Genomic DNA, 25,665 nt, shown 5'->3' on the forward strand with positions numbered 1-25,665 from the left:
GACCGCGGCGGGCCATCGCCAATCCGGACGCGGACCCCTGATCCTGACGGGCGCGCCGCGGCTCAACCGTCAGGGGAAAGCGATGCGAGCCACGCGCTGGCCGCTCGCTTCAACCAGACCTGTGAGCAGCGCCGGCCCAAGGAGCGGCCGATGGGGTCGTAGCAAAACCCTATGTCGGCAGCGATTTGCCGGCCTGCTCCTGCACGATGTACTCGGCATACCAGTCCGGCCAGTTCTCATCATGCTGGCCGCCGTTTCGCTTCTCGTGTTCGCCATGCGCGGCCGCCGCACGCCGGAGCGCGGCCGCGAGCTCCCTGGATGAGGCGAAGCGTGTATCACCCGCCTCGACCCGTCCGGGCAGACGCTGGGTGACCTCCTGCAGCAGCCATTCATTGCCGTCCGGGTCCTTGAACGAGAGCCACGACGCGTAGCTGCGCCGTGTCGGCTCGGGCCCGCTGCGACGGTCTCCCTGCTCGCCGTAATGGTAGATCTCGCCAACCTCGGCTCCGCGAGCGGCGAGTGCAGCGCGCGCCGCCACGATGTCGGAGACGATGAGATAGGGGGCCACGGTGTTGCCCTTGCCGAAGATGACAGAAGCGGGCGAGCCTGGAGGCGTGACCTGGATAACCCGGAAATTGTCGCCTGCAATGTCGGCATCAAGTCGCCAACCCAAGCCACCGTAGAAGCGCTTGGCGCGATCGACATCAGCAACGGGGATGCTGACGACCTCAAGCTTCAGGTCGGCCCCCAGGGCTCCGAGGCTCCGGTTTGCAGTCTCGCTGCGCAGTTGAGTATCGCTCATGTCGAACTCCTTCCATTCAGATGAGTGAGAGTTGCGACACACCTCCAATCGCCTGAAATGACGGAGATCCAGGCGATTGAAACATGTTTCGCACTTCGACCGACCGCCCGCCGGGGAGCTTACGCCGCTTCGGGCCGGACGCCATAGCGAGCAGCAGGTTCGGTGCGGGAAAGATTGGGCAGCAGCGCCTGCCGTCCTGCCTCAAAGGCATTCCAGTCAGCCACATCCGGCAGGGACGGCACGGTCACGAACTCACCCAGGTCCAGGCCGGCCAAGGCCGCGTCGACCATCGCCGCGGCCGTCATCACGATCTCGCTCGGCAGGTGCTCGACCGGCTTTCCGGCGATCTCCCAGAAGTCGGTGGCCGTCGCTCCCGGCAGCACGACGTGAACCCGCACGCCCTTGTCCGACAGTTCATGCTTCAAGGACTGGCTGAAGGCCAGGACGAAGGCCTTGGAGCCACCGTAGACGCCGTTCAGGCGCTCCGGCGCGACAGCGACGATCGAAGCGATATTGATGATCGTTCCGCCGCCGCGTTCGACGAATCCGGGCACCGCGGCGTAAGTCAGGCGCATCAAGGCGTTGACGTTCAGAGCAATCATGTCGCTCATCTTGTCGATGTCCGACTGCAGGAGCGGAGCCGTCGCACCGACACCGGCATTATTGACCAGCGTGGTGATCCGCCGATTGCCCCGCAGTTCCGCCTCGACCCTGGCGAGATCGTCGCGCTTGCCGAGATCGGCAGCGATGACCTCGACCTTGCGGCCCGTCTCGGCTGCAATCCTGTCGGCCAGCTTGCGCAGCCGTTCGGCATTGCGCGCCACGAGAATGAGATCGTGGCCACGTCGTGCGAGACGCTCGGCGTAGATCGCGCCAATACCGGACGAGGCGCCGGTCACCAGTGCGAAACCCTTGAATCCCTGGCTCATTGTTTCATCTCCATTGCCCCTGGCGGGGCTCCATGGCGAGGAAATCTAGGCCTGCTTGCCCATGTCTCAAATGTCAAATATACCACCTTTCAGGACATCAAGGACCTGATCGGAGCGTGCCATGCATCGGATCGGTTTCGTCGTTTCGCCAGGCTTCCAGCTGATGAGTTTCGCTGCGCTCTCGGCTTTCGAGTTCGCCAATCTCTCGGTCCCCACCACCCCCTTCTATGACGTCCGGGTGATGTCGCAGAGCGGAGGAGCGGTGAAGAGCTCACTCGGCCTGATGCTGCAGACCGAGCCCTTCGACGATACGCCCTATGACACGATGATCTTCGGTGGCGATCTGGCGGGATCGGAGGTGTCGGCTGCGATGATCGATTTCGTGCGCCGGGCGGCGACCAAGGCACGCCGGGTCGCTTCGATCTGCACCGGAGCCTTCGTTCTGGCTCAGGCCGGCCTGCTCGACGGACGCCAGGCGACAACCCATTGGGGAAGCGCCCGGGATCTCGCCGCGCGCTATCCCCGGATCAAGGTCGATCCCGACCGTATCTTCATCGTCGATGGTCCGATCTGGACATCAGCTGGCGCAAGCGCCGGCATCGATCTCGCCCTCGGCATGATCGAGAAGGACCTCGGCCCCGAAGTTGCACGCATGACGGCACGAAAACTGGTTGTCTATCACCGGCGCGCGGGAGGCCAGTCGCAGCATTCCGCCTTGCTCGACATGGACGCCAAGTCGGACCGCGTTCAGTCGGCACTCGACTATGCCAGGAGCAATCTCCAGTCGCGCTTGAGCGTCGAGGATCTCGCTGACGCCGCCAGGCTCAGCCCCCGCCAGTTCAGCCGCGCCTTCCGCGCGGAGACCGGCCAGTCGCCGGCCAAGGCGGTCGAGAACCTGCGGGTCGAAGCCGCACGCCTGTTGATGGAGCAGACCGGCCACCCCGTCGAGGCCATCGCCGAGCAAACCGGTTTCGCCGACCGGGAGCGGATGCGGCGTGCCTTCCTGAGAAGCTATGGCCAGCCGCCACAGGCCATCCGGCGCAATGCACGCGCATCAGGCTAGCCCGGCGCCCGAAGCCATCCCGGCCATCCGTGCTATGATCGGACGACGTCGGGTTGAGAGCGAGACTCTCGCTCCCGGCCATGATCCTCATCGCGTATCGGCTGGCGGACGAGCCCGCAGGCGTTCCGGCTTCGCCTTCAGGCCCCGCGCTCAGGTGGTCATCCGTCTGAGCCCGTTCAATCGCGAGTTGTTCAACCGAGGGAGTTGCGAAGATGAAGATCCTGATGGTGCTGACGTCACATGATCAGCTTGGCGATACCGGCAAGCTGACCGGCTTCTGGCTCGAGGAATTCGCGGCGCCCTACTACGTCTTCAAGGACGCTGGCGCCGAGATCACACTTGCCTCGCCGAAAGGCGGCCAGCCACCGATCGACCCCAAGAGCGATGAGCCCGGCAACCAGGCCGACGCAATGACGCGGTTCAAGAAGGATCCGGCTGCGCAGCGGGTCCTGGCAAACACCGTCAAGCTCAGCGACGTGACGGCAGACAGCTACGACGCCGTCTTCTATCCCGGTGGTCATGGCCCGTTATGGGACCTTGCCGAGGATCCGGCTTCGATTGCGCTGATCGAGGCGTTCTACAATGCCGGCAAGCCCGTAGCCGCCGTCTGTCACGCGCCGGGCGTACTGCACCGGGTAACCTCGCAGGGGCAGCCGATCGTCAAGGGCAAGCGCGTCACGGGCTTCACCAACTCCGAGGAGGAGGCCGTCCAGCTCGCCAACGTCGTGCCATTCCTCGTCGAGGATGAACTGAAGCGCCTCGGGGGACGCTATGAAAGAGCAGCCGACTGGCAGAGCTTCGCGATCGTCGATGGCCGCCTGATCACCGGCCAGAACCCCGCTTCGTCGACCGCCGCTGCGCAGGAACTCGTCAAGCTCCTGCGCTAGGCTCTTCGGCGGCAGACCATTGCGAGCATCGAGCACTCGGCATTCTCGGCGGCGGAAACCACCCGTCCCCCAGAAATCGGCAGCCAAAGCTTGCATTTTCACGCCCAGCGACGATGGTGGCGCCTTGGCTGGGGGACGCAGTGGCATTTCGCTTTCTTCATACCGCCGACTGGCAGATCGGTAAGCCGTTCTCCAACATTGTCGGCGATCCCGGGGCGGAACTGCGATCACAGCGGATCAAGACCGTCGAGACGATTGCCAGCCTGGCGCATGAGCGACAGGTCGACGCCGTGCTGGTTGCAGGCGATGCCTTCGACAGCAACTCGGTCTCGGACCGGACCATCGTGCGCACGCTCGAAGCCCTCGCCGCCTTCAAGGGACAATGGATATTCCTGCCCGGAAACCATGACGCGGCCTTGGCCCACAGTGTCTGGACACGGATCCAGGCCATGGGCCCGGCGGCGAATGTCATCATCGCCGACAAGCCGGAACCGCTCGATCTCTGGAGCGGTCGGGCTGTCGTTCTGCCCGCCCCGTTGCGCCGCCGACGAGAGGCGCTCGACCAGACCACCTGGTTCGTCGATGCGCCATCCGGGGACGGCGCATGCCGCATTGGCCTGGCCCATGGCAGCGTTGCCAATCGACTGCCGGGCGCCGCGGAATCGTCGAACGAAATCCCCGAGGATCGATCAGAGACCGCCAACCTTTGCTATCTGGCACTCGGCGACTGGCATGGGGCTTTGAAGATCGCCCAGCGGACCTATTATTCCGGGACGCCTGAACCTGACCGCCACAAGGCCAATGACGCCGGGTCGGTCTACATCGTCGACATCCCCGGACCGCGAGCATCGGAGATCGTCGAGACCGTCGCTGTCGGGCACTTTCGCTGGAACAAGGTCGCGGTCGAACTCATCGATGGCACATGCGATCGCGCCATCGAAACGCTCAGTGATCTCGCCGCGAGCCATCGCCATCAGGTGGTCTCGCTCTCGCTGGCAGGCAGTGTCAGCTTTGCCGAGCGCCGGCGCCTCGAAAGCGAGCTTCGCTCCTGGGAGGCCCGCCTTCACCATCTCGAGATCGATGACAGCGCGTTGGTCGATGAGCCAACCTCCGATGATCTCGATGCGCTCGACAAATCCGGTTTCGTTCGTGCCGCGGTCGAGCGACTGCGCGCGAAGGCAACCAATGACGGTGATCCGGAGGCCGGCGCTGCGCGCATGGCGCTTCGCATGATGTATCTCGACCATTTCTCCAAGGGCGCTTGAGCCATGTTCCTTCGCCGCCTGGAGATCGAGGATTTCCGGAAGCTCCGATCCGTCGTCATCGACGATCTCCAGAATGGCCTCAACGTCATCTCGGGTGACAACGAAGCTGGCAAGTCGACCATTCTCGCAGCACTGCGAGCCGCCTTCTTCGAGCGTCACCGCGTCGGAGGCGAAGCCGCGCAGGCGATGCTGCCCTACAACCAGAATGTCCGTCCCCAGGTCAAAGTCGACTTCGAGCTCGATGGGCAGGCCTGGTCGCTTCGCAAGGCCTTTTGCCAGAAGCCCGAGGCCGAGCTGATCGGAGCCAACGAGCGTCATATCGGCGACGCAGCCGATGATCGCCTGGCGGAGTTGTTCGGGTTTACCCCGCCTGGCCGCGGTGGTTCCAAGCCGCAGGATCACCAGGGCATATTCGGGCTTCTCTGGGTCGAGCAAGGGCTCTCACATCAGGCGCTTGGTGTCGGCGCCGGCCGGGACTCGCTTTCCTCAGCACTTGAATCCGAAGTCGGCCAGGTCATCGGCGGAGAACGCGGAAGAGCCCTGATTGCAGCAGCCGAGGCGCGGCGCAGCACCTACTGGGACAAACGCTACAAGCCGCGCGGTGACTACAAGGCGCTGCTCGACGATGTCGAAGCCCTCTCCGCTCGTCGCGAAGAGATGTCCTCTCGCCTCGCGGCCCATGACAGCAAGGTCGGCGACCTCGCAAGGAAGCGCGAGATTGTCGCGCGCTATCACAACGACGCCTCTCTCGAGAAAGCCTTGTCCGCCCTCGCCTCTGCGCAGGAGGCGATGGTACAGGCCGAGATGCTAGAGACGATCGTTGTTAACGCCGGCCGTGACGCCACACGCTGCAAGGCTGAGACCGAGGCAGCCACAGAACGGCTCGCCGCGCGGCAGGCGCTCGTGAAATCGTCGGATGCCGCACGGGCGTCGCTGGCCCAGGCCACTCACGATGCCGAGGATGCCAAGAGCGTCGTAAGCCGGCTCGAGCGAGCGACCGCCACGACCTCTGCGAGGCTCGCACAAGCGCGGGCTGCGCGGAGCGTTGCGGACGAAGCGCTCGCCGCGGTCCAGCGGGCCATTGACCACGGCCGCGCGCTGCATCTCCTCGCCCGCTTGGAGCTAGATCTCAAGAGTGCCGAAGAAGCTGACGGCAAGCGCATGACCGCTTTGGCCGCAGCTGCAGCCATCACCGTCACGAAGCCCGAGGTCGACACGCTGGAGCGCGCCGGCGAACAGCTCGCGAAAGCCAGGGCCCGGCTCGAGGCGGCGAGCGTCCGGATCGAATTCAAGCCGAACGCGCAACAGAACGTCTCGTCAGACGGCAAGGCAATCTTGCTCAGTGAGCCCCTGCTCCTCGCAAGAGACGCGACGATCGAGCTCGAAGGGTTCGGCCAGTTGGTCGTCCATCCAGGGGGCGGCGTCGGGGATCTCGCGCGAGCCTTTGGTGAATCCGAACGCGCCTTCCAAAGCGAGCTGCGCAAGACCGGCTGCGCCAGCTTCGAGGCGGCAAGATCGCAAGTGCTGCAAAAGGGCGAAGCGATCGCCGAAGCAGAGCTGCAAAGGAAGCTGATCAGCGCCACCGCTCCCAGGGGGCTCGAAGTCCTTCGGCAGGAGACCCAGAACCAGCGCGCGCTCGCCGCCCAGTCCGCTGCGCGGGAGATCGACGCAAAGGAAGCGTCAGAGGAGAGCCGCGCCGGGGCAGTCGAGGCCCAACGCATCGCCCTCCACGACGAGAAGGCCGCCGAAGACGCCGCGGCGCAGCATCGCGCCCAGCATGAGAAGGCCACGCTTGACGCAGCGGTCTGGAACGAGCGCCTGAATGCCGCAATCACGAGCGCCAGCGAGAAGGGGCGTGACCTCATCGAGGCCCGCTCGAAGATCGCGGATGCCGAGCTGCAGGCCAGTTTTGATGCCGCCCAATCGGCCCATATGACGGCCAAGGAGGCTGAGCAGGCCGCCATTCGCGCGCTGGAGCGGGCGAACCCCGAAGCCGCCTCGCTGGCCCTCTCCAGGGCCGGGAACGCAGCTGAGAATATCCGCGCCGATCTTGAGAGGACGGCCCGCGAGGCTCGTGATCTCGAGATCGAACTTCGGGCGCTTGGTCGTGATGGATTGGGCGAGCAGCTCTCCGAGATCGAAGGCCAGATCGCGCTCAGGCAAAGGCAGCTCGCGACGACCAAGGCTCAGGCCGATGGCGCCCGGCTTCTCTACGAGACATTGGCGGAAGCGCAGCGCGAGTCCAAGGACCGCTGGCTCGGCCCGGTACGCGAACGGGTTGCTCCGTATCTGCGCCTGCTCCATCCCGACAGCCAGATCGTGCTCAACGAGGACACGCTCGAGATCGAGCACTTCGTCCGCGCTGGTGTCGAAGAGCCCTTCAGACAGCTCAGCATGGGCGCCAGAGAGCAGACAGCGGTGATCACGCGCCTGGCACTGGCGGACATCCTGCGAGGCTTTGGCCAGCCATCGATCGTCATCCTCGACGACGCACTGGTGAACACCGACGAAGAGCGTCTCGACCGGATGCACCTCGTCTTGAACAAAGCTGCCGGTTCCCTGCAGATCCTCATCCTGACCTGTCGAGAGAAGGATTTCATCCAGCTCGGCGCTCCGATCAGGCGCATTTAGCCTCACCCGCGAGGGTAAGGACCAGGGCCGGAGTTGCCGTGTTGCTGCCAAGGCTTATCTACGTCCCATGACCGCCATCCCCTTCGACAATTCCTACGTCCGCTTCCCCGAGCGCTTCTTCGCGCGGGTAACCCCCAGCGCGGTCCGTTCGCCGCGTCTGCTGCGGTTGAACACGGCGCTCGCCGAGCAGCTCGGTCTCGATCCGGTCTGGCTGGCGGGGCCCGACGGCACCGAGATGCTTGTAGGCAACCGTGTTGCCGAAGGGGCCGAGCCCATCGCCACGGCCTATGCAGGTCACCAGTTCGGCGGGTTCAGCCCGCAGCTCGGCGACGGACGCGCCGTCCTGCTCGGAGAGGTGATCGATCGCGAGGGCAGGCGCCGCGACATCCAGCTCAAGGGTGCAGGGCTGACACCGTTCTCGCGTCGGGGCGATGGGCGGGCCGCACTGGGGCCGGTGCTGCGGGAATACATCGTCAGCGAGGCGATGGCTGCATTGGGCGTTCCGACGACACGGGCGCTCGCCGCCGTGACGACAGGCGAAACGGTCAGGCGCGAGACGCTGCTCCCCGGAGCTGTGCTGACCCGCGTCGCCTCCAGCCATATCAGGATCGGGACATTCCAGTTCTTCGCGGCCCGCAGTGATGTCGAGGGCCTGCGCCTCCTCGCCGACCACGTCATCGCCCGGCACTATCCTGACGTCAGCGCCAGCGCAGCACCCTATCTGGCCCTGCTGGAGGCTGTCATTGCCGTGCAGGCGGCGCTTGTCGCCCGCTGGATGCAAATCGGGTTCATCCACGGCGTGATGAACACCGACAACATGTCGGTTGCGGGTGAGACGCTGGATTATGGGCCGTGCGCCTTCATGGATGCCTACGACTCGGGTACGGTGTTCAGCGCCATCGACGAGCGCGGGCGTTACGCCTATGGCAACCAGCCGCCCGTCGCACGTTGGAACCTGACGCGGTTCGCCGAAGCGCTGCTCCCGCTGCTGGCCGATGACCAGGACCAGGCGGTCAAGCTCGCGCAGGAGGTGCTGGACCGCTTCGATGAGCTGTTCCAGACCGCATTGATCGACGGTTTCCGCCGCAAGCTTGGGCTCTTCGCCGATGAAGCGGATGATGTCGTGCTTATCAAGGCCCTGCTCGACACGATGCAGCGCGGCCAGGCCGATTTCACACTCGTTTTCCGGCGGTTGAGCACGGATGGAACGGGCCCTGCCGAAGGGAGCGCTTGCCGCGACCTGTTCGGCAATCCCGCGGAGTTCGACGACTGGGAGAGCACGTGGCGGCAACGGCTGGCGCGCGAGGCCATATCGCCCGCGGAGCGGGTGAAGGCGATGCGCGCCGTCAATCCGCTGTTCATCCCACGCAACCATCGCGTCGAGGCCGCAATCGAGGCGGCCGTGGAGCAGCAAGATCTCGCTCCCTTCGAGGAATTGCTGGCGGTTCTGGCAAATCCCTATGACGAGCAGCCAGGTCGGGGGGACTACGCCCGCCCCCCGGCGGCTCATGAGCGTGTGCTCGCAACCTTCTGCGGAACCTGAACTCAGCGGGCCTCGATCCGAGCCGGTGTCGGATCGCGAGGCTCGCTGAGAGGCTGCGTGCGCCGGTCTCGCCCTATCGCATCGCCCTAAAGCCGCCTACTCCTAGTAAACTGGCCGGACATTTCGGGTATCCTCCTGTGGCGACGCTAGATGAATTCTCCGACCGCCATCATGTGGTCGTGATCGGCGCCGGGTTCGGCGGGCTCGAGGCGGTCCATCGCCTCGCCGGTGCGCCTGTTCGGATCACCATCGTTGACCGGCGCAATCACCACCTGTTTCAGCCGCTTCTATACCAGGTCGCCACCGCCTCGCTTGCAACATCGGAAATCGCCTGGCCGATCCGGCATCTCCTGCGCAAGCGCCCGGAAATCACGACGCTGCTGGCCGGCGTCAACGACATCGACCCCGAGGCCAGGCGCGTTATCCTCGATGACGGATCCACGCTTGCCTATGACAGCCTGATCGTGGCGACCGGCGCGCGGCATGCCTATTTCGGGCATGACGACTGGGAGCCCTTCGCGCCCGGACTCAAGACCCTCGAGGACGCTACGACGATCAGGCGGCGCATTCTCCTCGCCTTCGAGAAGGCAGAACGGGAAACGGATGCGCTGAAACAGGCCGCACTGCTCACCTTCGTGATCATCGGAGCCGGCCCCACCGGCGTTGAGCTGGCGGGCACGATCGCCGAACTGGCGCGCTCCACCCTTCCCGAAGATTTCCGCAACATCGATACCCGCAGGGCGCGCGTGGTGCTGATCGAAGCGGCTCCGCGCGTGCTTGGCGGCTTCGCGCCCGACCTGTCCGCCTATGCCCATCGCGCCCTCGAAGGACTCGGCGTCGAGATCTTCCTCGGCCAGGCAGTGTCGCAATGCACGGCCGAGGGTGTGGTCTATGGCGACACGACGCTTGCCGCGGCGACGATCATCTGGGCTGCCGGCGTACAAGCCTCCCCCGCAGCCGGCTGGCTGGATGCTCCCGCTGACAGAGCCGGACGGGTCAAGGTCGAGGCCGATCTCACGGTACCGGGCAGACCCGAGATTTTCGTCATTGGCGACACGGCAAGCGTCGCTGCGCCCGATGGAAGCCCTGTTCCCGGCATCGCGCCCGCAGCCAAGCAGCAGGGAAAATACGTCGCAACGGCAATCCGCCTCAGGCTTCGCGGGGAGGGCGTGCTACCCGCCTTTCGCTACAAGCATTCGGGCAGTCTGGCGACGATCGGGAAGCGGCTTGCGGTGATCGATTTCGGCTTCTTCAAGCTGCGCGGCGCGCTGGCCTGGTGGCTATGGGGCCTCGCTCATATCTATTTCCTGATCGGCGTCCGCAATCGGGTGAGCGTGGCATTGAGCTGGCTGTGGGTTCACGCGCGCGACCAGAGAAGCTCGCGGCTGATCACGCAGGGGCGCGAAAACGAAAGCCGACCGAAGCGACGATAGACCGTCCCTGGCGAAGAGCCTCACCGCGGCCGGCAGACCGCGCCGGCGCCCCGAGCCCCCCTTACTTCGTCCAGCGCTTGTCCCCGATCCGGGCACCGAAGTGATGGGCGAACAGGAGCAGCGCATCGACAACCGACTGGTCGCCGCCGCCCTCGAAGGCAAACAACGGGTAGGAAACGCTGATGGCGATGTTCATGCCCTTATGCGGGTCCTCGAAAGCAACGGAGATGGCTTTCACGCCGTCGAAAAGCTCCTGATTTGAGATCGCATAGCCGCGCAATCGCGACATCGCGACCTCGCGCAACAGATCGTCGATCGAAACCAGGGTCTGCTTCGTCACCGGATCGAGCGCTGCAGCAAAGAGACTGCGTATCTCGGCATCCGGTTTGACGGCGAGGAGCGCCTTCCCCATCGCGGCGGCATGCGCGGGCAGCCTGTGGCCAGGCTCGACCGTGAACTGGATCGGCTGCGAGCCCCGCGCCGTCTTGAGGACGACGACCTCGGTGCCGGAGAGCACGCCCAGCCATACCGTGTGCTCGGTCTGGCGGGCGAGCTCCTCCATTTCCTTCTGCGCCTGTTCCACCAGATCGAAATTCCGGTGAAAGCTGGCAGCCAGCTGCACAGCCAGGATCCCCGCCCTGTAGCGCTGCGTCGCGGGATCCTGCTCGATCAGCCCCCCGCTCGCTAGCGAAGCCAGCAGGCGCGAGGCGCTGCTGCGCGTGACTTTCAAGTGGCGGCTGGTTTCGCCAACCCGCAGCTCGCCTCCCGAATTGACGAGCAATTGCAGCGCACTAACGGCCTTTTCAATCGACTTCATGAGCGCTCGCTTGGCGGCTTGACGCCGCGCAGATGTCCTGCGTACGATAAATAATCAACATGTTGCGTAATAAGCAACACTTTTTCCGACTGTCAAGAGGAGACACCCATGCGGGGCACCGGCGGCGCGCTACTTTACGAAACCCTGAAGAGCTACGGGGTGACCTGCCTGTTCGGCATGGAGGATCCGATCCATGTGTTCCACGCCGTCGACCGCGCATTCACGCGGATCGTCACGGTGCGCGACGAGAAGCATGCGGCCATCATGGCGCATGGCTATGCCCAGGTAACCGGCCGGCCAGGCGTGTGCGCCGCCACCTTCGGGCCGGGCGCGACCAATCTGATCACGGGCCTGCTGGAGGCGCAGCGCTCCTCCGTGCCGGTGATCGCGCTCGTCCAGGACCACCCGCTGCGGCTCAAGAACAAGAACGCCAGCAGCGCGCTCGATCATGCGGTTGCTCTTGCGCCCTATGTGAAGGACGTGACGCGCATCGATGCACCGGAGCAGGCGGCCGACGCAGTGCGCAAGGCCTTCCGGATCGCGACATCGGGGCGGCCGGGCCCTGTGGTCCTGCTTTGCCCTGGCGATGTCATGGCCGCCGAAGCCGAAGCCCAGACCTGGGCTGACCAACCCTACACGCATTTCCCGGCCAACCGGGTCCGGGCGAGCCGCGAATCCATCGAGAAGGCGGCAGAGCTCCTCGCGACGGCCCAGCGGCCACTCCTGATCGCGGGCGGCGGATCGATCATCTCCGGCGCCGAAGAGGAAATCCGGATGCTGGCGGAACTGTTCGACATCCCCGTCGCGACAACCATGACCGGGCGCGGAGCCATTGCCGATGCGCACCCGCTCGCCGCGGGCCCGCTCGGCTCCACCACGGGCGGACGCTATGGTCGCGGGCAGATCTCCAACACGCTGTTCGCCGAGGCCGACGTCGTCTTCGTGCTCGGCTCGCGCACCGGCCAGATCTGCTACAGCGACTGGTCGCTGCCCAAGCCTGAAACCAAGCTGATCCATCTCGATATCGACCCGGCCGAGATCGGCCGCAATTTCGCAACCGACATCGCCATGGTCGGCGATGTCCGCGATACCCTGCGCGACCTGATGGCCTATTGCGCCGATCGCGGCCTGGCCCGAACCAACCCGGAGACCAGGGCGCGGATCGACCAGCTGACGGAGAACTGGAGGGCCGAGTTCCGGCCGGTCGCGGAGTCGGCGCAGACACCGATCCGGCCCGAACGCCTGCTGGCCGAAATCTCGGCACAGGTCGATGAACGGACCCTCATCGTTACGGATGCCAGCTACATCACCGGCTGGGCCATGAGCCATATCGATGTGCCAGGCTCGGGGCGCTTCATCCTCTCGCCGCGTGGAACCGGTGGAATCGGCTGGAGCCTGCCCGCCGCAATCGGCGCCAAGATGGCCGACCCATCGCTCAAGGTCGTCTGCGTGACCGGCGACGGCGCCTTTGGCTACGTCATCAATGAGCTCGAAACAGCCGCCCGCTACGGCGTCGATATCCTCGTCGTCGTGTTCAACAACGGCACCCTCGGCTTCCAGCGGCATTGGGAGCAGAAGGTGATGGGCCGCTATCTCGAATGCGACTTCCTCGACATCGACTATTCGGAAGTCGGTCGGGCCCTGAAGTGCCGCGGTGAGCGCGTTACGGCCCCGGAGGCGATCGCTGCGGCCCTGGCTGGGGGGGTTGCTGCCGACGGCCCCTTCGTCATCGACGTCGTCATCGATCCCAACGCCACGGCACCGATCGTCGGCTTCGAGACCATTCTCGCCCGCGACGCGGTCCATTGATGCGGTCGATCACCTCACGAGAGCCGATCTGTTCAACAGCGCCATACAAAAGGGGAAGAGCATGCTGAGAACCATCGCCAACGCACTTGCGTCGGCCGCTGTCGCGGCGGTCGTCGCGCTGTCTGCATCCGGAGCCTCCGCAGGCCCCACGCTCGATCGGATCATTTCCGAGAAGAAGCTGGTCGTCGGAGTAGCCCCCTGGAACAAGTTCGTTCTGCTGAATCCGAAGACGAGCCAGTACGAAGGCCTCATCGTCGACGACATTCGCAATCTCGAGGCGATGACCGGGATCAAGGTCGAGCTCGTCAACACGACCTGGAGCGGCCTCGTGGCCGGGCTCCAGGCCGGCAAATGGGACGTCATCATGAGCGGGCTCGGAGCGACACCCGAGCGTGCGACGGCCGTCGCGTTTGGAGAGGCCTTCGGCTATCTCTCGTCCACCGCCATGGTGCGCGCCGATAGCCCGGTGCGGACCTTCGCGGACCTGGACAAGGAGGGCAATGTCCTCTCCGTGGTCTCGGGCACCGCTGCCCAGCAATATGCCCAGCGCACCTTCAAGAAGGCGAAGGTCACGCCCCTTTCCGATACGGGAGCGGCGGTGCTCGAGGTCATGCAAGGGCGGTCGACGGCCTATATCGGCGATTCCGTCTCGAATGAGTTGCGCGCTCAGGAGCGCCCGACCGAGCTGCGCAATATCAAGTTCGCCAGCGATCAGACGGAATGGACCAGCATGAACCACGCTGTCCGGTATGCCGATCTCGACCTTCTGGTCTTCCTCGACACCTATGTCCGCTCCATGAAGCTGCGGGGCTGGTACCGCACTCTCGCCGAGAAGTGGAACCTGCCGCCTGAACTGGCTGTCGGGCCGCGCTAGCCGACGAACCAGGCAAGGGGCGGACGCCCGTCGCATATCCGCCCCCTGTCACGTCTCTGCTCCGGAAAATGCTGGTCGAATGAGATCATGAATTACACATTTCAATTCGGCGTTCTGACCGAATACGGGCCCTATCTCGCGGGCGGACTCTGGCACGCGTGGTGGACGAGTTTTCCCAGCATCATCATCACGACCATTCTCGGCGTGGTACTGGCGGCGATGAGCATGTCGCGGCGCTGGTTGCTGCGCGGCGCCTCGGTGGTTTTCGTCGACCTGTTCCGCACGCTTCCGGTCGTGGTCCTGCTGATCTGGATCCACTATGTCATGCCGATCCTGACAGGGGTTTCGTTTTCTCCGACCGTGAGCTCGATCATCGCACTGTCCCTGAACGGGGCTGCGCTTGCCTGTGAAGCGTTTCGCGGCGGCCTTGAGGCGATCCCGGCCACGCAAACCCAGGMTGCACAATCGCTTGGGTTCTCACGCTGGAAAGTGATGCGTTACATCACGCTGCCTCAGGCTTTCTTTGCGACCCTGCCGTCCCTCACCAATGTCCACATCACAGTCATCAAGAACGTCACCGTAACAGTACTGATCGCAGTGCCCGAGGTGATGTTCCGGGCTCAGGAACTGACGGTCCAATTCTTCCGCCCGCTTGAGTTCTATACTGGCGCAGCCGTTCTGTATGTGGCGCTTATCTGGGGATACGCCCTGCTCATGCGGATGCTCGAAAGGCTTCAAAAATGGCAACCGATCTGATGACGGGCGCGACGGCAGCCTCGGCTCAGGCCTTCATCCGTATTCGCGACGTTCACAAATCCTATGGCGCCGTCAGCGTGCTCAACGGCATTTCGCTCGACGTCGCACAGGGCGAAGTGCTGGTGCTCTGCGGCCCCAGCGGTTGCGGCAAGAGCACGCTCCTGCGCTGCATCAACGGCCTCGAGACGATCAATCGCGGCGACATCTCCGTGGGCGGGCGCAATGTCGAAACGGCCAACCCCGATACGTTGCAGAAAATTCGCCTGTCGACGGGCTTCGTCTTCCAGAACTTCAATCTGTTCCCGCATATGACGGCGCTCGAGAACATCACCATCGCGCCGATGAAGATCCTCGGGACGCCGCCCCGCATGGCAACAGAACAGGGCAGAAAGCTGCTCGAACAGGTCGGCATGGCGGAGAAGGCGAGTGTCTATCCGTTCCAGCTCTCCGGTGGGCAGCGTCAACGCGTGGCGATCGCCCGGGCACTGGCGATGAACCCCACCCTGATGCTGTTCGACGAGCCGACATCGGCGCTCGATCCCGAGATGCGCGAAGAGGTTCTCCAGGTCATCCGCAAGGTGCACCAGGAGCACAACATGACCATGGTCATGGTGACCCACGAGATCGGGTTCGCCAAGAGCGTCGCCAGCCGGGCCATGCTGCTCGACGCCGGACAGATCGTCGAGGAGGCCCCTGCCCGCGCCTTCTTCGAGAATCCGGCCGAGGAACGCACCCGGCGCTTCCTGCGCGCCATCATCAACGATTGATCCTTGGCGATTGCCTTCCCCTCGCGCAACGCCGGCATTCGTGTGCCGGCGCGCCGCCACACGAGTCCCTGCAATGATCCAACCGAACTACATCGGCGGAGAGTGGCGTCACGCAAGTGAAGCGATCGCCAACATCAATCCGTCGAACACCAATGACATCGTCGCCCATTACGCGCAGGCCACTCATGCCGACGTGCAGGACGCCATCGACGCAGCTGCGACAGCCTTCCCGGCCTGGTCGCGCTCATCGATCCAGCTCCGGCACGATATCCTGAAGGGTATTGGCGACGAGATCCTCGCTCGCAAGGACGAACTCGGGATGCTGCTTTCCCGCGAGGAGGGCAAGGTGCTGGCGGACGGCATCGGTGAGGTCGTGCGGGCCGGGCAGATCTTCCACTTCTTTGCCGGTGAGTGCCTGCGCCTGGCAGGCGACAGGTTGGCCTCGATGCGTCCCGGCGTCGAGGTCGACATTACCCGGGAGCCTGTCGGCGTCGTCGGGCTGATCACGCCCTGGAACTTTCCGATCGCGATTCCTGCCTGGAAGATCGCGCCTGCCCTCGCCTACGGCAACTGCATCGTCCTCAAACCGGCCGAACTGGTGCCGGGCTCCGCGCATGCGCTGGCTGACATCCTTGCCAGAGCCGGCCTTCCGGCCGGCGTCTTCAACCTCGTGATGGGATCGGGATCTGTCGTCGGCGAAGCGATCCTGCGCAGCGATAACGTGGACGCAATCTCCTTCACCGGCTCTGTCACCACGGGCCGCAAGGTCGCAGAGGCCTGTGTCGCATCCGACCGGATGAAGAAGATGCAGCTCGAAATGGGCGGCAAGAACCCGCTTGTCGTGCTCGACGATGCCGATATCGAACTGGCGGTTGGGTGTGCGCTCAATAGCGCCTTCTACCAGACCGGGCAGCGTTGCACCGCAGCGTCCCGGCTGATCGTCACCGACAAGATCCATGACAGCTTCGTAGAGCGCCTGATCGATGCCATGCACGGGCTCGTCGTCGACGATGCGCTCAAGCCGGAAGCAAGCATCGGACCCGTGGTCGACCAGAGGCAGCTCGATCAGGACCTGCGCTATCTCCGCCTTGGTCAGGAGGAAGGCGGCCGGCTTGCGTGCGGCGGTGAGGTTCTCGCGCGGGCCACGCCAGGATTCTATCTATCGCCGGCGCTGTTCACCGAGATCGACCAGACCATGCGGATCGCCCGCGAGGAGGTCTTCGGGCCAGTCGCAGCAGTCATCCGCGTCAAGGACTATGACGCCGCGCTTGCCGCCGCCAACGATACAAGGTTCGGCCTCTCGGCCGGCATCTGCACGACGAGCCTCAAATATGCGAGCCACTTCAAACGCAACGCAGAGGCCGGAACGGTCATGGTCAATCTTCCGACCGCCGGCACGGATTACCACGCGCCCTTCGGTGGCCGCAAAGGTTCGTCCTACGGCCCCCGGGAACAGGGCCGCTACGCGCAGGAATTCTACACGACCGTGAAGACCGCCTACACGCTTCCGGCCTAGCCGCCGGAGGGTGGAGAATCGGCTGGCCGAATCACGGGCATTTTTCCGAAGTCCACTGCGCCGGGATGGCCGACGTCCGGCGCAGGCCGCGACGGGGGCATCGTCAGCACGCCGGTGCGAGCCATTCAGTCTCGACATGGCCTTCGGCTGGTCCCTGCCCGCACCTCGGTTTCGGGGCAGGTCTATCGTTGTGCCCTCTGCCAATTCTTGGTGCCCGCCCCAAACCTTCTCCAAAGCCATGTCATGAAGCCGCGTTGCTTGCTGCGGCTGCGGCCTAATCCACGCCGATACGCTTCGTTGCACGAACGCCCGCACGATCGGCGCATGCAGCATTGGCCATTCTGCAGCGCCCAGTTGACGCTTTCGCTGGCCCATGCCTTGCTGACGGCTGCTTGAGGGAAAAGCAGGGGGCGCAAGACCCCCGGAACATTATCAACGGCCTGTCGGCGGAGGGTATTTATGAACGAACACGACCTGCGAGGTTTGATCGCGGATGTGAAGGAAGGTGGCCTGTCGCGGCGCTCCTTCGTGCAGAAGATGGTGGCGCTGGGACTGAGCGCACCGATCGCAACCCAGATGTTGGCCTGGAACGGCGTCGCGATGGCCCAGTCGGCCGACGACTACAAGCCGACCAAGGCCGGTGGCGGCGGGCCGCTGAAGATCCTGCTCTGGCAGGCACCGACCCTGCTGAACCCGCATTTCGCCAGCGGCACCAAGGACCAGATCGCCTCGCGCGTTTTCTTCGAGCCGCTCGCCGGCTGGGACAAGGACGGCAATCTCGTTCCCCAACTCGCCGCCGAGATCCCGACCAAGGCCAATGGCGGAGTGTCTGCCGACGGCAAGGAAGTGATCTGGAAGCTGAAGCAGGGCGTCAAATGGCATGACGGCAAGCCGTTCACCGCGGATGACGTCGTCTTCACCTGGGAATATGCCGCCGATCCGGCCACCGCCGCCTATACGACCGGCGCCTACAAGGACATCAAGGTCGAGAAGATCGACTCCCACACCGTCAAGATCATCTTCAAGGATCCGACGCCGTTCTGGGCCGATGCCTTCGTCGGCGTCGCCGGCATGATCATCCCGAAGCACCATTTCGGCGAGTACAAGGGCGCCAAGTCGCGCGAAGCCCCGGCCAATCTGAAGCCCGTTGGCACCGGCCCCTACAAGTTCGTCGAGTTCAAGCCCGGCGACCTGCTCACGGGCGAACGAAACCCCGATTATCACGTCAAGAACAAGCCGCATTTCGACACGCTCGAAGTCAAAGGCGGCGGTGACGCGGTCTCGGCGGCGCGTGCCGTGCTGCAGACCGGCGAATACGACTATGCCTGGAACATGCAGGTCGAGGACGAGATCCTCAAGCGCATGGAGACCGGCGGGCGCGGGCGCGTGGTGGTGGTTCCTGGTGGCGACGTCGAGTTCATCATCCTCAACCCCACGGACCCGTGGACCGAGGTCGACGGCGAACGTTCGAGCGTCAAGACCAAGCATCCGACGCTCAGCGATCCGGCGGTGCGCCAGGCGATCAACCTCCTGATCGACCGCGACTCGATCCAGAAGTTCATCTATGGCCGCGGCGGCACGGCGACGGCGAGCTTCGTCAACGAGCCGAAGCAGTTCAAGTCGCCGAAGCTGAAGTATGAATTCAGCGTCGACAAGGCCAACAAGATCCTCGACGACGCCGGCTGGAAGAAGGGCGCCGACGGTATCCGCGAGAAGGATGGCAAGAAGCTCAAATACGTCTTCCAGACCTCGATCAACGCGCCGCGCCAGAAGACCCAGGCGATCATCAAGCAGGCCTGCCAGCGTGCCGGCATCGATCTCGAGCTGAAGTCGGTGACCGCGTCCGTGTTCTTCTCCTCGGACGTCTCCAATCCCGACACCTACACCAAGCTCTACTGCGACATGGAGATGTACACCACGACGCAGCCGCAGCCGGATCCGGAGCGCTTCCTGAACCAGTTCGTGTCCTGGGAAATCGCCAACAAGGAGAACAAGTGGCTCGGCCGCAACGTCTCGCGCTATGGCAGCAAGGAAGCGGATGAGGCCTACAAGGCTGCGCAGAAGGAGTTCGACCCTGTGAAGCGCGCCGCGCTGCTGATCAAGGTCAACGAGATCTTCTGCGAGGCCAACATCATCCTGCCGCTCCTGTCGCGCACGATCGTAGGCGCGTCGGCGAACAACCTCGTGCCCGATATTTCGGGCTGGGAAGTCACGACCTGGAACCTTGCGAGCTGGTACCGCACCTAGCCGTCCAGCGCTCCGGGACCGAATCTGGTCCACCGCTTCGCCGCCCGCTCCCATCCGAATGGGAGCGGGCGGAACTCTGATCATCCTATGACAGGGGGCGGAGGCCGGCTTGATCCGTCGGCGCCATGTATGAAGGCTGCACCGTGCCCGACCTGATCCCGAATTTGCCCGATGTCGTTGCCGAAATCGGCGCATTGTTCGAACGCTACGAGCAAGCCCTGATCGACAAGGATGTGGCTGTGCTGGATGCCGCATTCTGGGACAGTCCGCACACCATCCGATACGCGTTGCACGAGAATGGCTATGGCTTCTCGGAGATCCACGCCCACCGCGTTTCTCGCCCGCCGGGGCCCGGTATCAAGGAAAAGCGGCTGCGGCTGGAGATTCTCACTCTGGGGCGCGACATTGCCACGGTGAACCTGGAGTTCAAGGTCCGCGGGCAGGACATGGTCGGCCGGTAGAGCCAGACCTGGGCGCGCTTCCCCGATCTCGGCTGGAAGGTGATCTCCGCTCACGTATCAACGATGGAGGGGCCGCGCCTCTGGTGAGCAGCCGCGCCCCCTGCTTCGCTTTGACAGTCGAGGCCCCTGCCCCCCTAGTCAGCTTCCAATGGCGCTTGCCCTCAGCGCAGCGAGCGTCCGGCTGTCGACCGCCACGATCTCCTGTCGGAGCTTGGCGTTCTCCCATTTTGCCTGACCGGGGACACGGATGGCATTAGTACCGGGGGCGCGGCGCCCGCTGCTGATGCGCTCCCGCTCGGCTGCGGCGCGGCAAGGCAAGGCCTCAGCGCCGAAAGCGCCCGGATTCAGCGTCAGGAACAGAAACGAGCAGTCATTCGGTTGCGCGGCGTCGCCGTAGAGCGCTTTCACCTCGGCTCCCACGGCACCACCGGACAGGAGCCCGCACAGCATGTCGACCGCCAGTGCGAGGGCAAACCCCTTGGGGCCGCCGGTGGGCAGAAGCAGCCCCCTGATTGCCTCGGCAGGGTCGGTGGTCGGAAGCCCTTCCGACGTTACGGCCCAGTTCGCCGGAATCGGCTCGCCGCGCTGCTGGTGATGGCGAATGCGGCCGAGAGCGCCTTCGCTCATGGCGACATCGACCACCACCGCAGGCTCGTCCGCAGTCGGAATGGCAATCGCGATCGGGTTGTTGCCGACAGCCGGCTCAGCCCCGCCGGGGGCCGGCATCAACGGCCGCGTATTCGACATCGCAATCCCGATCATGCCGGCCTCAGCGGCCTGGGCGGCATAGCGACCGGCAGCGCCGAAATGAAACCCATGACGCACGGCAACCGCGCCGATGCCGAAACTCCGAGCCTTTGCGATAGCCAGGGTCATGGCCTGCTCGGCGGCCAGATGACCGAGCATGTGGCGGCCGTCGAGAACCGCAACGGCGCCATGGTCACTCACGCACAGAGCTTCGTCATGCGGCGAGACCGAGCCCTTGCGCAGGCGTTCGATATAGAGCGGCACATGCATCAGCCCGTGCGAGCTCAGGCCCTGCTGCTCCGCTTCGACCAGGGCTTCCGCAATACGGCTCGCGCCGGCGGGAGAGAGTCCGGCGCCGGCAAAGACAGCGGCAACCTCCGCGACAAGATCGGCAACGCGCATCGGAACGGCGCTTGGTATCTGAGACATCATCAGGCCTGTGACGGTGAAACTCGATCGATCCTAGGAGGGGCTGGATAGCAAAGTATGCACAGCGCGCTCATTTCATCGTGCGAAACGCCGGCGCTTTGAACCATCCCCCCGTCCCGGCCCGCTAGGTTGGGCAGAGGTGAACTGGGCAGCGGCGCATGGCGATAACATATGATCTGGTGAAGGAGGTCACGGCCAATCTCTATGACTGGTCGCTGCGCCGGATCCCGGAGACATCGAAGAGCGCCCTGCGTAATGCGGTCGAGACCGAGACCGTGCCCCATGCACGCAAGACGCTGGCCTTCATGCTCGACAGTGCGGAAACGGCGGAGCGGACCGGGCGCTTCCTGTGCTCGGATGCAGGGGTTCCGAGCTATGCCGTGAAGATCGGATCGGGTGTCCAGATGCGAGGCGACATCCGCCAGGCCATCGTCGATGGCTTCGAGCACCTCGTCCAGACGATCCAGCCGCCGATCCTGCGCTTCGTCACCAATCCGCTGACGAATGAGCGCAGCTACAAGGGCAAGGACATGCCGCTGGTCTCCTATGACCTGCTTGGCGATGTCGACTACATGGATATCACCTGCGCGCCGAAGGCGCTCGGCGGAGGCCGCTGGGCTGCGATCGAGACGCTGGTCAGCCCGAGCCTCGATGAGATCGAACGCTGCATCCTCGAGATGGTCATGCGTGCCGGCGGTCAGCACTGCCCTCCCGTGGTGATCGGCGTCGGCATCGGTGGCACCTTCGACCATGCCGCCAAGCTCTCCAAGGACGCGACGCTGCGGCCATTCGGCCACCATAATCCGGAGCCGATGGTTGCCGATATGGAGGAGCGCCTGACAAGGGCGGTCAACCAGACCGGTTTCGGGCCAATGGGCGTCGGCGGCTCGACCACGACCTTCGGTGTGCATGTCGAGTACGCGTCAGGCCACGGTTTCACCCCTGTCGCAGTCTCCTTCAATTGCTGGATCAACCGGCGGACGCGCGCGAAGATCCACAATTCAGGCGTTGTGGATCGGATCGAATGAGCTCCTTCGACCTGCCCCGCCTGAAGCTGCCGCTGACACCTGCCGCGGCTCGGGCTCTGAAGCTGGGCGATCTCTTCCTGCTCGATGGCGACGCGGTGGCGACAGTCGGCATGCCCACGCAGAAGCGCATGGTGTCCGAGGTGGCGGCCGGTCGCGAGATGCCGACACCGATGCGGGGCAGCGCATTCTTCCATATGGGCGTCAGCTATGACGAAGTGGATGGCAGGCCGGGACGCCTCCATTATGTCAATCCAACGACCTCGAGCCGCTTCAACGGCCTGATGCCTACCTTGATCCGGGAGCTCGGCCTGACCTCCGTCGGCGGCAAGGGCGGATTGTCACGCGAAAGCGCTGACGCCATGCGCGAGGTCGGCTGCGTCTATTTCTCCTTCGTCGGTGGCGCGTCGGCGCTGCTCAGCGAAGGCGTCGAAGAGGTCCTCGACAGCGCCTGGAACGACCTGATCATGCAGTTCCGGCTGAACCGCGTCAGGCTGGGAGGATTCGGACCGGTGACGGTTGCGATCGATGCCCATGGCAACTCCATCTATGAGCGCCTGATGACCTCCGCCCAGGCGCGCCTGCCGGAGATCCTGCAGGCCCTGCGGGCTCCCATCTCCCCCGTCGACGAGCAACACTGATGCAAGCGATCGAGATCACCCGGCCCGGTGGGCCGGAGGTGCTGGCCTTTTGCGAGCGCGCGTCCCCTGCGCTTGGCCCCAATGACGTCCTCATCCGGGTCCGGGCCGCGGCCGTGAACCGCCCGGATGTGCAGCAGCGGCGCGGGCTCTATCCGCCACCGCCCGGCGCGACCGACCTGCCTGGCCTCGACGTTGCAGGCATCGTCGAAGCCGTCGGCGCGGAGGTGGAATGGCCCAGGGCGGGTGACGCAGTCTGCGCGCTCGCCAATGGCGGCGGATATGCCGAGCTCTGCGCCGTGCCCGCGGTTCAGTGCATGCCCATGCCGAAGGGAGCGAGCTTCACCGAAGCTGCGGCACTGCCCGAGGCCTTCTTCACCGCCTGGAACAATGTGATCTGGCTTGGACGGCTCGCGGAAGGTGAAACGCTGCTCGTGCAAGGCGGCACCAGCGGCGTCGGCATGGCAGCGATCCAGATCGCCAAGAGCTTGCGGCAGGCCCGCGTGATCGCAACGGCAGGGACAGCCGCGAAGCTCGACATCTGCCGGGAGATCGGCGCCGATCACGCAGTGAATTATCGCGAGGACTGGGCGGCCGAGATTGTTGCGGCAATCGGCGCAGAGCAGGTCGACGTCGCGCTCGACGCGCAGGCCGGCCCCTACACCGAGAAGCAGCTGCAGCTGCTTGCGCCCGACGGCCGCGTCGTGCTGATCGCCAGCCATCTCGGCCAGATGGCGGAAGTCAATGTCCGCAACATCGTCCGGCGTCGCCTGACCCTGACCGGTTCGACCCTGCGCCCGCGTCCTGCCGCCTATAAGGGGCGGATCGCGTCGGAGCTCGTCGCCCATGTCTGGCCGTTGCTCGAGAGCAGGCGTATTCGCAACCACATCTGCGCAACCTTCGACTGGCGCGATGTACGGGAGGCCCATGCCCTGATGGACGCCGGCGAACAGGTGGGCAAGGTCGTCCTCACGCTCGATGGCTGACACCAGCGTTTGACATCGCTTCGGGCAGCAGGTCTCCTTGGCGTCGAGCAGGCGGGTGCCCCAGCATCACGCATAACAATCCGTCTGGCTGGGACCGCCTCTTGCCCTCGTTCACTCCCGTCCAGTCCGTCGTCAAGGCGCTCGACCTTCTCGCCGAAATCAACCGCAGCGGATTGGCGACGGTTGGCGATCTCCACCGGCGAACCGGCCTGCCCAAGCCGACGATCGTCCGGCTCCTCGAAACGCTCATCGCCACCGGCTATGTCATGCGCGACAGCCGTGTGCGGGGGTATCAGGTGACTTCCGGTGTGAACCGGCTGAGCGCCGGCTTCCACGGTGCGCCGATGGTGATCGAGGCCGCGCGCCCCTGGGCGACGGCCCTTACCCGGCAAATCAAATGGCCCTGCGCCGTCTGTGTCCTCGACTACGACGCCGTGATCGTGCGTTTCAGCACCATTCCCGACAGCCCGATTTCCCCGTTCCACGCAACCCTCGGCCATCGGCTGAGCCTGGGAGGGCGCGCGCTCGGGCGGGCCTATCTCGCATTCTGTCCCGAAGAGGAGCGCACGATCGTGCGCTCTGCAATGCTGGCTTCCCCGGACCCCGAGAACAGCGGCCTCGGCGACGAGGAGTTGGAACGGCTGATCGCCCAGGCACGCTGGCGCGGTTACACCGAGCGCGACCCTGCCGTCGAGCCGCGCACGTCTGCGACGATTGCCGTTCCCATCATGCTGGGCGAGCGCGTGCTCGCGACCTTCGGCGTCACCTTCTTCCGGTCCGTCGTGGCGACGCCCGATGATCGCGCGCGGATCATCCATCCCCTGAAGAAGGCGGCGGCAAGCATCGAGACGCAACTCAAGGCGCTGTCGCAATCAATGGGCGTCGCGTTTCAGGATGAGAAATAGGCCGCCTTCCCAACCTCCGTCGCCAGGAAGCCGCGCATAGTTCCGGGGCACAACCGCGCCGAACGATCGGTTGCCGCTCCGGAGGAACAGCCACCATGTCATTGTATTCTCGCCGCGCGTTCGCGGCGTCGCTCGTCGGCCTCGGTGCTCTGGCGAGCACGCGGGGCGCGCTCGGTCAGAGCTGGCCGGCCCGGCCGGTGACCATCATCGTGCCCTTCCCGGCCGGCGCGGCCACCGATGTCGTGGCCCGCCTGCTCGCGGAGAGGCTCCGCGCAGAGCTGGGGCAAGGTTTCATCGTCGAAAACAAACCTGGTGCCGGCGGAAACCTCGCCGCGGCCAGCGTCGTGCGCGCCGCCCCCGACGGGCATACGCTGTTCGTCTCCTCGTCTGGGCCGCTCGTCACCAACAAGCTGCTCTACAAGACACTCAGCTTCGACCCGCTCGTCGATTTCGAGCCGATCGCCATGATCGGAGATGTGCAGGTTGTGGTGGCGACGCACCCTTCCCTGCCAGTCAAGACACTGTCCGAGCTGATCGCCTACGGCAAAGCCAATCCGGGCAAGCTCACATTCGGAAGCCCGGGCTTCGGCCTGATGGGGCACATCGCCGGCGAACTGATCCAGCGCAAGGGCGGTTTCCAGATGACCCATGTGCCCTATCGCGGTTCTGCGCCGCTTGCGACCGATCTCCTCGCAGGAATCGTCAATGTCGCCGTCGATTTCCTTCCGCCCTATATTCCACATGTGAAATCCGGAGCCATCCGCGCACTCGCAGTCACGGCCGAAGAGCGGGCGCCGCAACTGCCCGATGTGCCGACCCTGTCGGAAGCGGGACTGACGGGAGTCAACGCCTCCTCCTGGTATGCGATCGTTGGTCCCAAGGGCCTTCCCGAGCCGATCTCACGCCGGATCAGCACGATCGTGAACGATTATGTGCTGAGCGCGGAGGGCCGCGCGAAGCTCGATCCGATCGGCGTGCGCTCGCTCGGCGGCGGACCGGACGTCGTCCGGAAAGCCCAGGCGCAGGAAATCGCCAAATGGAGCGAGGTCATCCGCACGGCTGCGATCGCCCTCGACTAAACCTTCGCCGCAAAGAAAAACCCCGGGTGAGCGCTACCGCTCACCCGGGGTTTTTG

Annotated in this window: 21 protein-coding genes and 1 pseudogene; 18 read left to right on the forward strand and 4 right to left on the reverse strand. The window is 64.7% G+C overall.

Annotated elements, in window-relative coordinates:
* Window positions 1-169 precede the first annotated feature (169 nt).
* Together AC1DGP_RS22920 and AC1DGP_RS22925 are read right to left on the reverse strand one after the other, a co-directional pair.
* A complete protein-coding gene (locus tag AC1DGP_RS22920) occupies window positions 170-802 on the reverse strand; it encodes a VOC family protein (RefSeq protein WP_441508047.1) in 633 nt (210 codons plus the stop codon).
* Between the two features lie 119 nt (window positions 803-921).
* Complete coding sequence (locus AC1DGP_RS22925; protein ID WP_441508046.1) at window positions 922-1,731, reverse strand: SDR family NAD(P)-dependent oxidoreductase; 810 nt, start codon at window positions 1,729-1,731, stop codon at window positions 922-924.
* Between the two features lie 121 nt (window positions 1,732-1,852).
* Between AC1DGP_RS22925 and AC1DGP_RS22930 the strand changes: the two genes are divergently transcribed.
* The 6 genes from AC1DGP_RS22930 to AC1DGP_RS22955 all read left to right on the forward strand — a co-directional run bounded on the left by AC1DGP_RS22930 (window position 1,853) and on the right by AC1DGP_RS22955 (window position 10,553).
* Window positions 1,853-2,794, forward strand: a complete 942-nt coding sequence (locus tag AC1DGP_RS22930) for a GlxA family transcriptional regulator (protein ID WP_441508045.1) — start codon at window positions 1,853-1,855, stop codon at window positions 2,792-2,794.
* A gap of 212 nt (window positions 2,795-3,006) precedes the next feature.
* Window positions 3,007-3,681, forward strand: a complete 675-nt coding sequence (locus tag AC1DGP_RS22935; protein ID WP_441508044.1) for a type 1 glutamine amidotransferase domain-containing protein — start codon at window positions 3,007-3,009, stop codon at window positions 3,679-3,681.
* A gap of 140 nt (window positions 3,682-3,821) precedes the next feature.
* Window positions 3,822-4,946, forward strand: a complete 1,125-nt coding sequence (locus tag AC1DGP_RS22940) for a metallophosphoesterase family protein (protein ID WP_441508043.1) — start codon at window positions 3,822-3,824, stop codon at window positions 4,944-4,946.
* A gap of 3 nt (window positions 4,947-4,949) precedes the next feature.
* Window positions 4,950-7,577 (forward strand): AAA family ATPase, encoded by a 2,628-nt coding sequence (locus AC1DGP_RS22945; protein WP_476832544.1) that lies wholly within the window; start codon window positions 4,950-4,952, stop codon window positions 7,575-7,577.
* Between the two features lie 67 nt (window positions 7,578-7,644).
* Window positions 7,645-9,120, forward strand: a complete 1,476-nt coding sequence (locus AC1DGP_RS22950) for a protein adenylyltransferase SelO (RefSeq protein WP_476832545.1) — start codon at window positions 7,645-7,647, stop codon at window positions 9,118-9,120.
* Between the two features lie 137 nt (window positions 9,121-9,257).
* Window positions 9,258-10,553, forward strand: coding sequence for an NAD(P)/FAD-dependent oxidoreductase (locus AC1DGP_RS22955; RefSeq protein WP_441508040.1), 1,296 nt, complete (start codon window positions 9,258-9,260; stop codon window positions 10,551-10,553).
* 61 nt (window positions 10,554-10,614) lie between these two features.
* Here the strand turns inward: AC1DGP_RS22955 and AC1DGP_RS22960 are convergent, their stop codons facing one another.
* A complete protein-coding gene (locus tag AC1DGP_RS22960) occupies window positions 10,615-11,370 on the reverse strand; it encodes an IclR family transcriptional regulator (RefSeq protein ID WP_441508039.1) in 756 nt (251 codons plus the stop codon).
* 108 nt (window positions 11,371-11,478) lie between these two features.
* Here AC1DGP_RS22960 and AC1DGP_RS22965 point away from each other — a divergent pair, with 108 nt between their 5' ends.
* From AC1DGP_RS22965 to AC1DGP_RS22995, 7 genes and pseudogenes are all read left to right on the forward strand, one after another.
* Window positions 11,479-13,179: a thiamine pyrophosphate-binding protein gene (locus tag AC1DGP_RS22965; protein WP_441508038.1), complete on the forward strand. Its 1,701-nt coding sequence runs from the start codon at window positions 11,479-11,481 to the stop codon at window positions 13,177-13,179.
* Between the two features lie 61 nt (window positions 13,180-13,240).
* Window positions 13,241-14,053 (forward strand): transporter substrate-binding domain-containing protein, encoded by an 813-nt coding sequence (locus tag AC1DGP_RS22970; protein WP_113511165.1) that lies wholly within the window; start codon window positions 13,241-13,243, stop codon window positions 14,051-14,053.
* Window positions 14,054-14,140: 87 nt separating this feature from the next.
* Window positions 14,141-14,809 carry an amino acid ABC transporter permease gene (locus AC1DGP_RS22975; RefSeq protein WP_476832546.1) on the forward strand — a complete coding sequence of 223 codons (669 nt, stop codon included), beginning with the start codon at window positions 14,141-14,143 and terminating at the stop codon, window positions 14,807-14,809.
* Entirely contained in the window at window positions 14,809-15,576 is a 768-nt protein-coding gene (locus AC1DGP_RS22980; protein WP_441508072.1) for an amino acid ABC transporter ATP-binding protein, read from the forward strand. The genes AC1DGP_RS22975 and AC1DGP_RS22980 overlap by 1 nt, the downstream gene beginning before the upstream one ends.
* A 73-nt stretch (window positions 15,577-15,649) precedes the next feature.
* Window positions 15,650-17,092: an aldehyde dehydrogenase family protein gene (locus tag AC1DGP_RS22985; protein WP_441489934.1), complete on the forward strand. Its 1,443-nt coding sequence runs from the start codon at window positions 15,650-15,652 to the stop codon at window positions 17,090-17,092.
* A 459-nt stretch (window positions 17,093-17,551) separates the two neighbouring features.
* Window positions 17,552-19,339: a peptide ABC transporter substrate-binding protein gene (locus AC1DGP_RS22990; protein WP_441508036.1), complete on the forward strand. Its 1,788-nt coding sequence runs from the start codon at window positions 17,552-17,554 to the stop codon at window positions 19,337-19,339.
* Window positions 19,340-19,482: 143 nt separating this feature from the next.
* Window positions 19,483-19,887, forward strand: a pseudogene (locus tag AC1DGP_RS22995) (AtzH-like domain-containing protein).
* A 51-nt stretch (window positions 19,888-19,938) separates the two neighbouring features.
* On the opposite strand, the gene AC1DGP_RS23000 reads toward AC1DGP_RS22995, so the two are convergent.
* Window positions 19,939-20,949 (reverse strand): Ldh family oxidoreductase, encoded by a 1,011-nt coding sequence (locus AC1DGP_RS23000; protein WP_441508035.1) that lies wholly within the window; start codon window positions 20,947-20,949, stop codon window positions 19,939-19,941.
* Between the two features lie 185 nt (window positions 20,950-21,134).
* Between AC1DGP_RS23000 and AC1DGP_RS23005 the strand changes: the two genes are divergently transcribed.
* The 5 genes from AC1DGP_RS23005 (at window position 21,135) to AC1DGP_RS23025 (ending at window position 25,609) form a co-directional block, all read left to right on the forward strand.
* Entirely contained in the window at window positions 21,135-22,004 is an 870-nt protein-coding gene (locus AC1DGP_RS23005) for a fumarate hydratase (RefSeq protein WP_441508034.1), read from the forward strand.
* Window positions 22,001-22,642 (forward strand): fumarate hydratase C-terminal domain-containing protein, encoded by a 642-nt coding sequence (locus AC1DGP_RS23010; protein WP_441508033.1) that lies wholly within the window; start codon window positions 22,001-22,003, stop codon window positions 22,640-22,642. The genes AC1DGP_RS23005 and AC1DGP_RS23010 overlap by 4 nt, the downstream gene beginning before the upstream one ends.
* Window positions 22,642-23,625, forward strand: a complete 984-nt coding sequence (locus AC1DGP_RS23015) for an NAD(P)H-quinone oxidoreductase (protein ID WP_441508032.1) — start codon at window positions 22,642-22,644, stop codon at window positions 23,623-23,625. Before AC1DGP_RS23010 ends, AC1DGP_RS23015 begins: the two co-directional genes overlap by 1 nt.
* A 101-nt stretch (window positions 23,626-23,726) precedes the next feature.
* On the forward strand, window positions 23,727-24,530 hold the full coding sequence (locus AC1DGP_RS23020) for a DNA-binding transcriptional regulator (protein WP_162767941.1): 804 nt from the start codon (window positions 23,727-23,729) through the stop codon (window positions 24,528-24,530).
* Between the two features lie 95 nt (window positions 24,531-24,625).
* A complete protein-coding gene (locus tag AC1DGP_RS23025; RefSeq protein WP_441478970.1) occupies window positions 24,626-25,609 on the forward strand; it encodes a Bug family tripartite tricarboxylate transporter substrate binding protein in 984 nt (327 codons plus the stop codon).
* Window positions 25,610-25,665: the final 56 nt, after the last annotated feature.

Source organism: Allobosea sp. 05T433 (assembly GCF_056396065.1).

Excerpts from the sequence above, each read along its gene's own strand:
- AC1DGP_RS22965 (WP_441508038.1), top strand. The coding sequence starts at position 11,479 with ATGCGGGGCACCGGCGGCGCGCTACTTTACGAAACCCTGAAGAGCTAC.
- AC1DGP_RS22990 (WP_441508036.1), top strand. The coding sequence starts at position 17,552 with ATGAACGAACACGACCTGCGAGGTTTGATCGCGGATGTGAAGGAAGGT.
- AC1DGP_RS22935 (WP_441508044.1), top strand. The coding sequence starts at position 3,007 with ATGAAGATCCTGATGGTGCTGACGTCACATGATCAGCTTGGCGATACC.
- AC1DGP_RS22980 (WP_441508072.1), top strand. The coding sequence starts at position 14,809 with ATGACGGGCGCGACGGCAGCCTCGGCTCAGGCCTTCATCCGTATTCGC.
- AC1DGP_RS23025 (WP_441478970.1), top strand. The coding sequence starts at position 24,626 with ATGTCATTGTATTCTCGCCGCGCGTTCGCGGCGTCGCTCGTCGGCCTC.
- AC1DGP_RS23015 (WP_441508032.1), top strand. The coding sequence starts at position 22,642 with ATGCAAGCGATCGAGATCACCCGGCCCGGTGGGCCGGAGGTGCTGGCC.
- AC1DGP_RS22920 (WP_441508047.1), bottom strand. The coding sequence starts at position 802 with ATGAGCGATACTCAACTGCGCAGCGAGACTGCAAACCGGAGCCTCGGA.
- AC1DGP_RS22985 (WP_441489934.1), top strand. The coding sequence starts at position 15,650 with ATGATCCAACCGAACTACATCGGCGGAGAGTGGCGTCACGCAAGTGAA.
- AC1DGP_RS22970 (WP_113511165.1), top strand. The coding sequence starts at position 13,241 with ATGCTGAGAACCATCGCCAACGCACTTGCGTCGGCCGCTGTCGCGGCG.
- AC1DGP_RS22950 (WP_476832545.1), top strand. The coding sequence starts at position 7,645 with ATGACCGCCATCCCCTTCGACAATTCCTACGTCCGCTTCCCCGAGCGC.
- AC1DGP_RS22925 (WP_441508046.1), bottom strand. The coding sequence starts at position 1,731 with ATGAGCCAGGGATTCAAGGGTTTCGCACTGGTGACCGGCGCCTCGTCC.
- AC1DGP_RS23005 (WP_441508034.1), top strand. The coding sequence starts at position 21,135 with ATGGCGATAACATATGATCTGGTGAAGGAGGTCACGGCCAATCTCTAT.
- AC1DGP_RS22930 (WP_441508045.1), top strand. The coding sequence starts at position 1,853 with ATGCATCGGATCGGTTTCGTCGTTTCGCCAGGCTTCCAGCTGATGAGT.
- AC1DGP_RS22945 (WP_476832544.1), top strand. The coding sequence starts at position 4,950 with ATGTTCCTTCGCCGCCTGGAGATCGAGGATTTCCGGAAGCTCCGATCC.
- AC1DGP_RS22960 (WP_441508039.1), bottom strand. The coding sequence starts at position 11,370 with ATGAAGTCGATTGAAAAGGCCGTTAGTGCGCTGCAATTGCTCGTCAAT.
- AC1DGP_RS23000 (WP_441508035.1), bottom strand. The coding sequence starts at position 20,949 with ATGCGCGTTGCCGATCTTGTCGCGGAGGTTGCCGCTGTCTTTGCCGGC.
- AC1DGP_RS23010 (WP_441508033.1), top strand. The coding sequence starts at position 22,001 with ATGAGCTCCTTCGACCTGCCCCGCCTGAAGCTGCCGCTGACACCTGCC.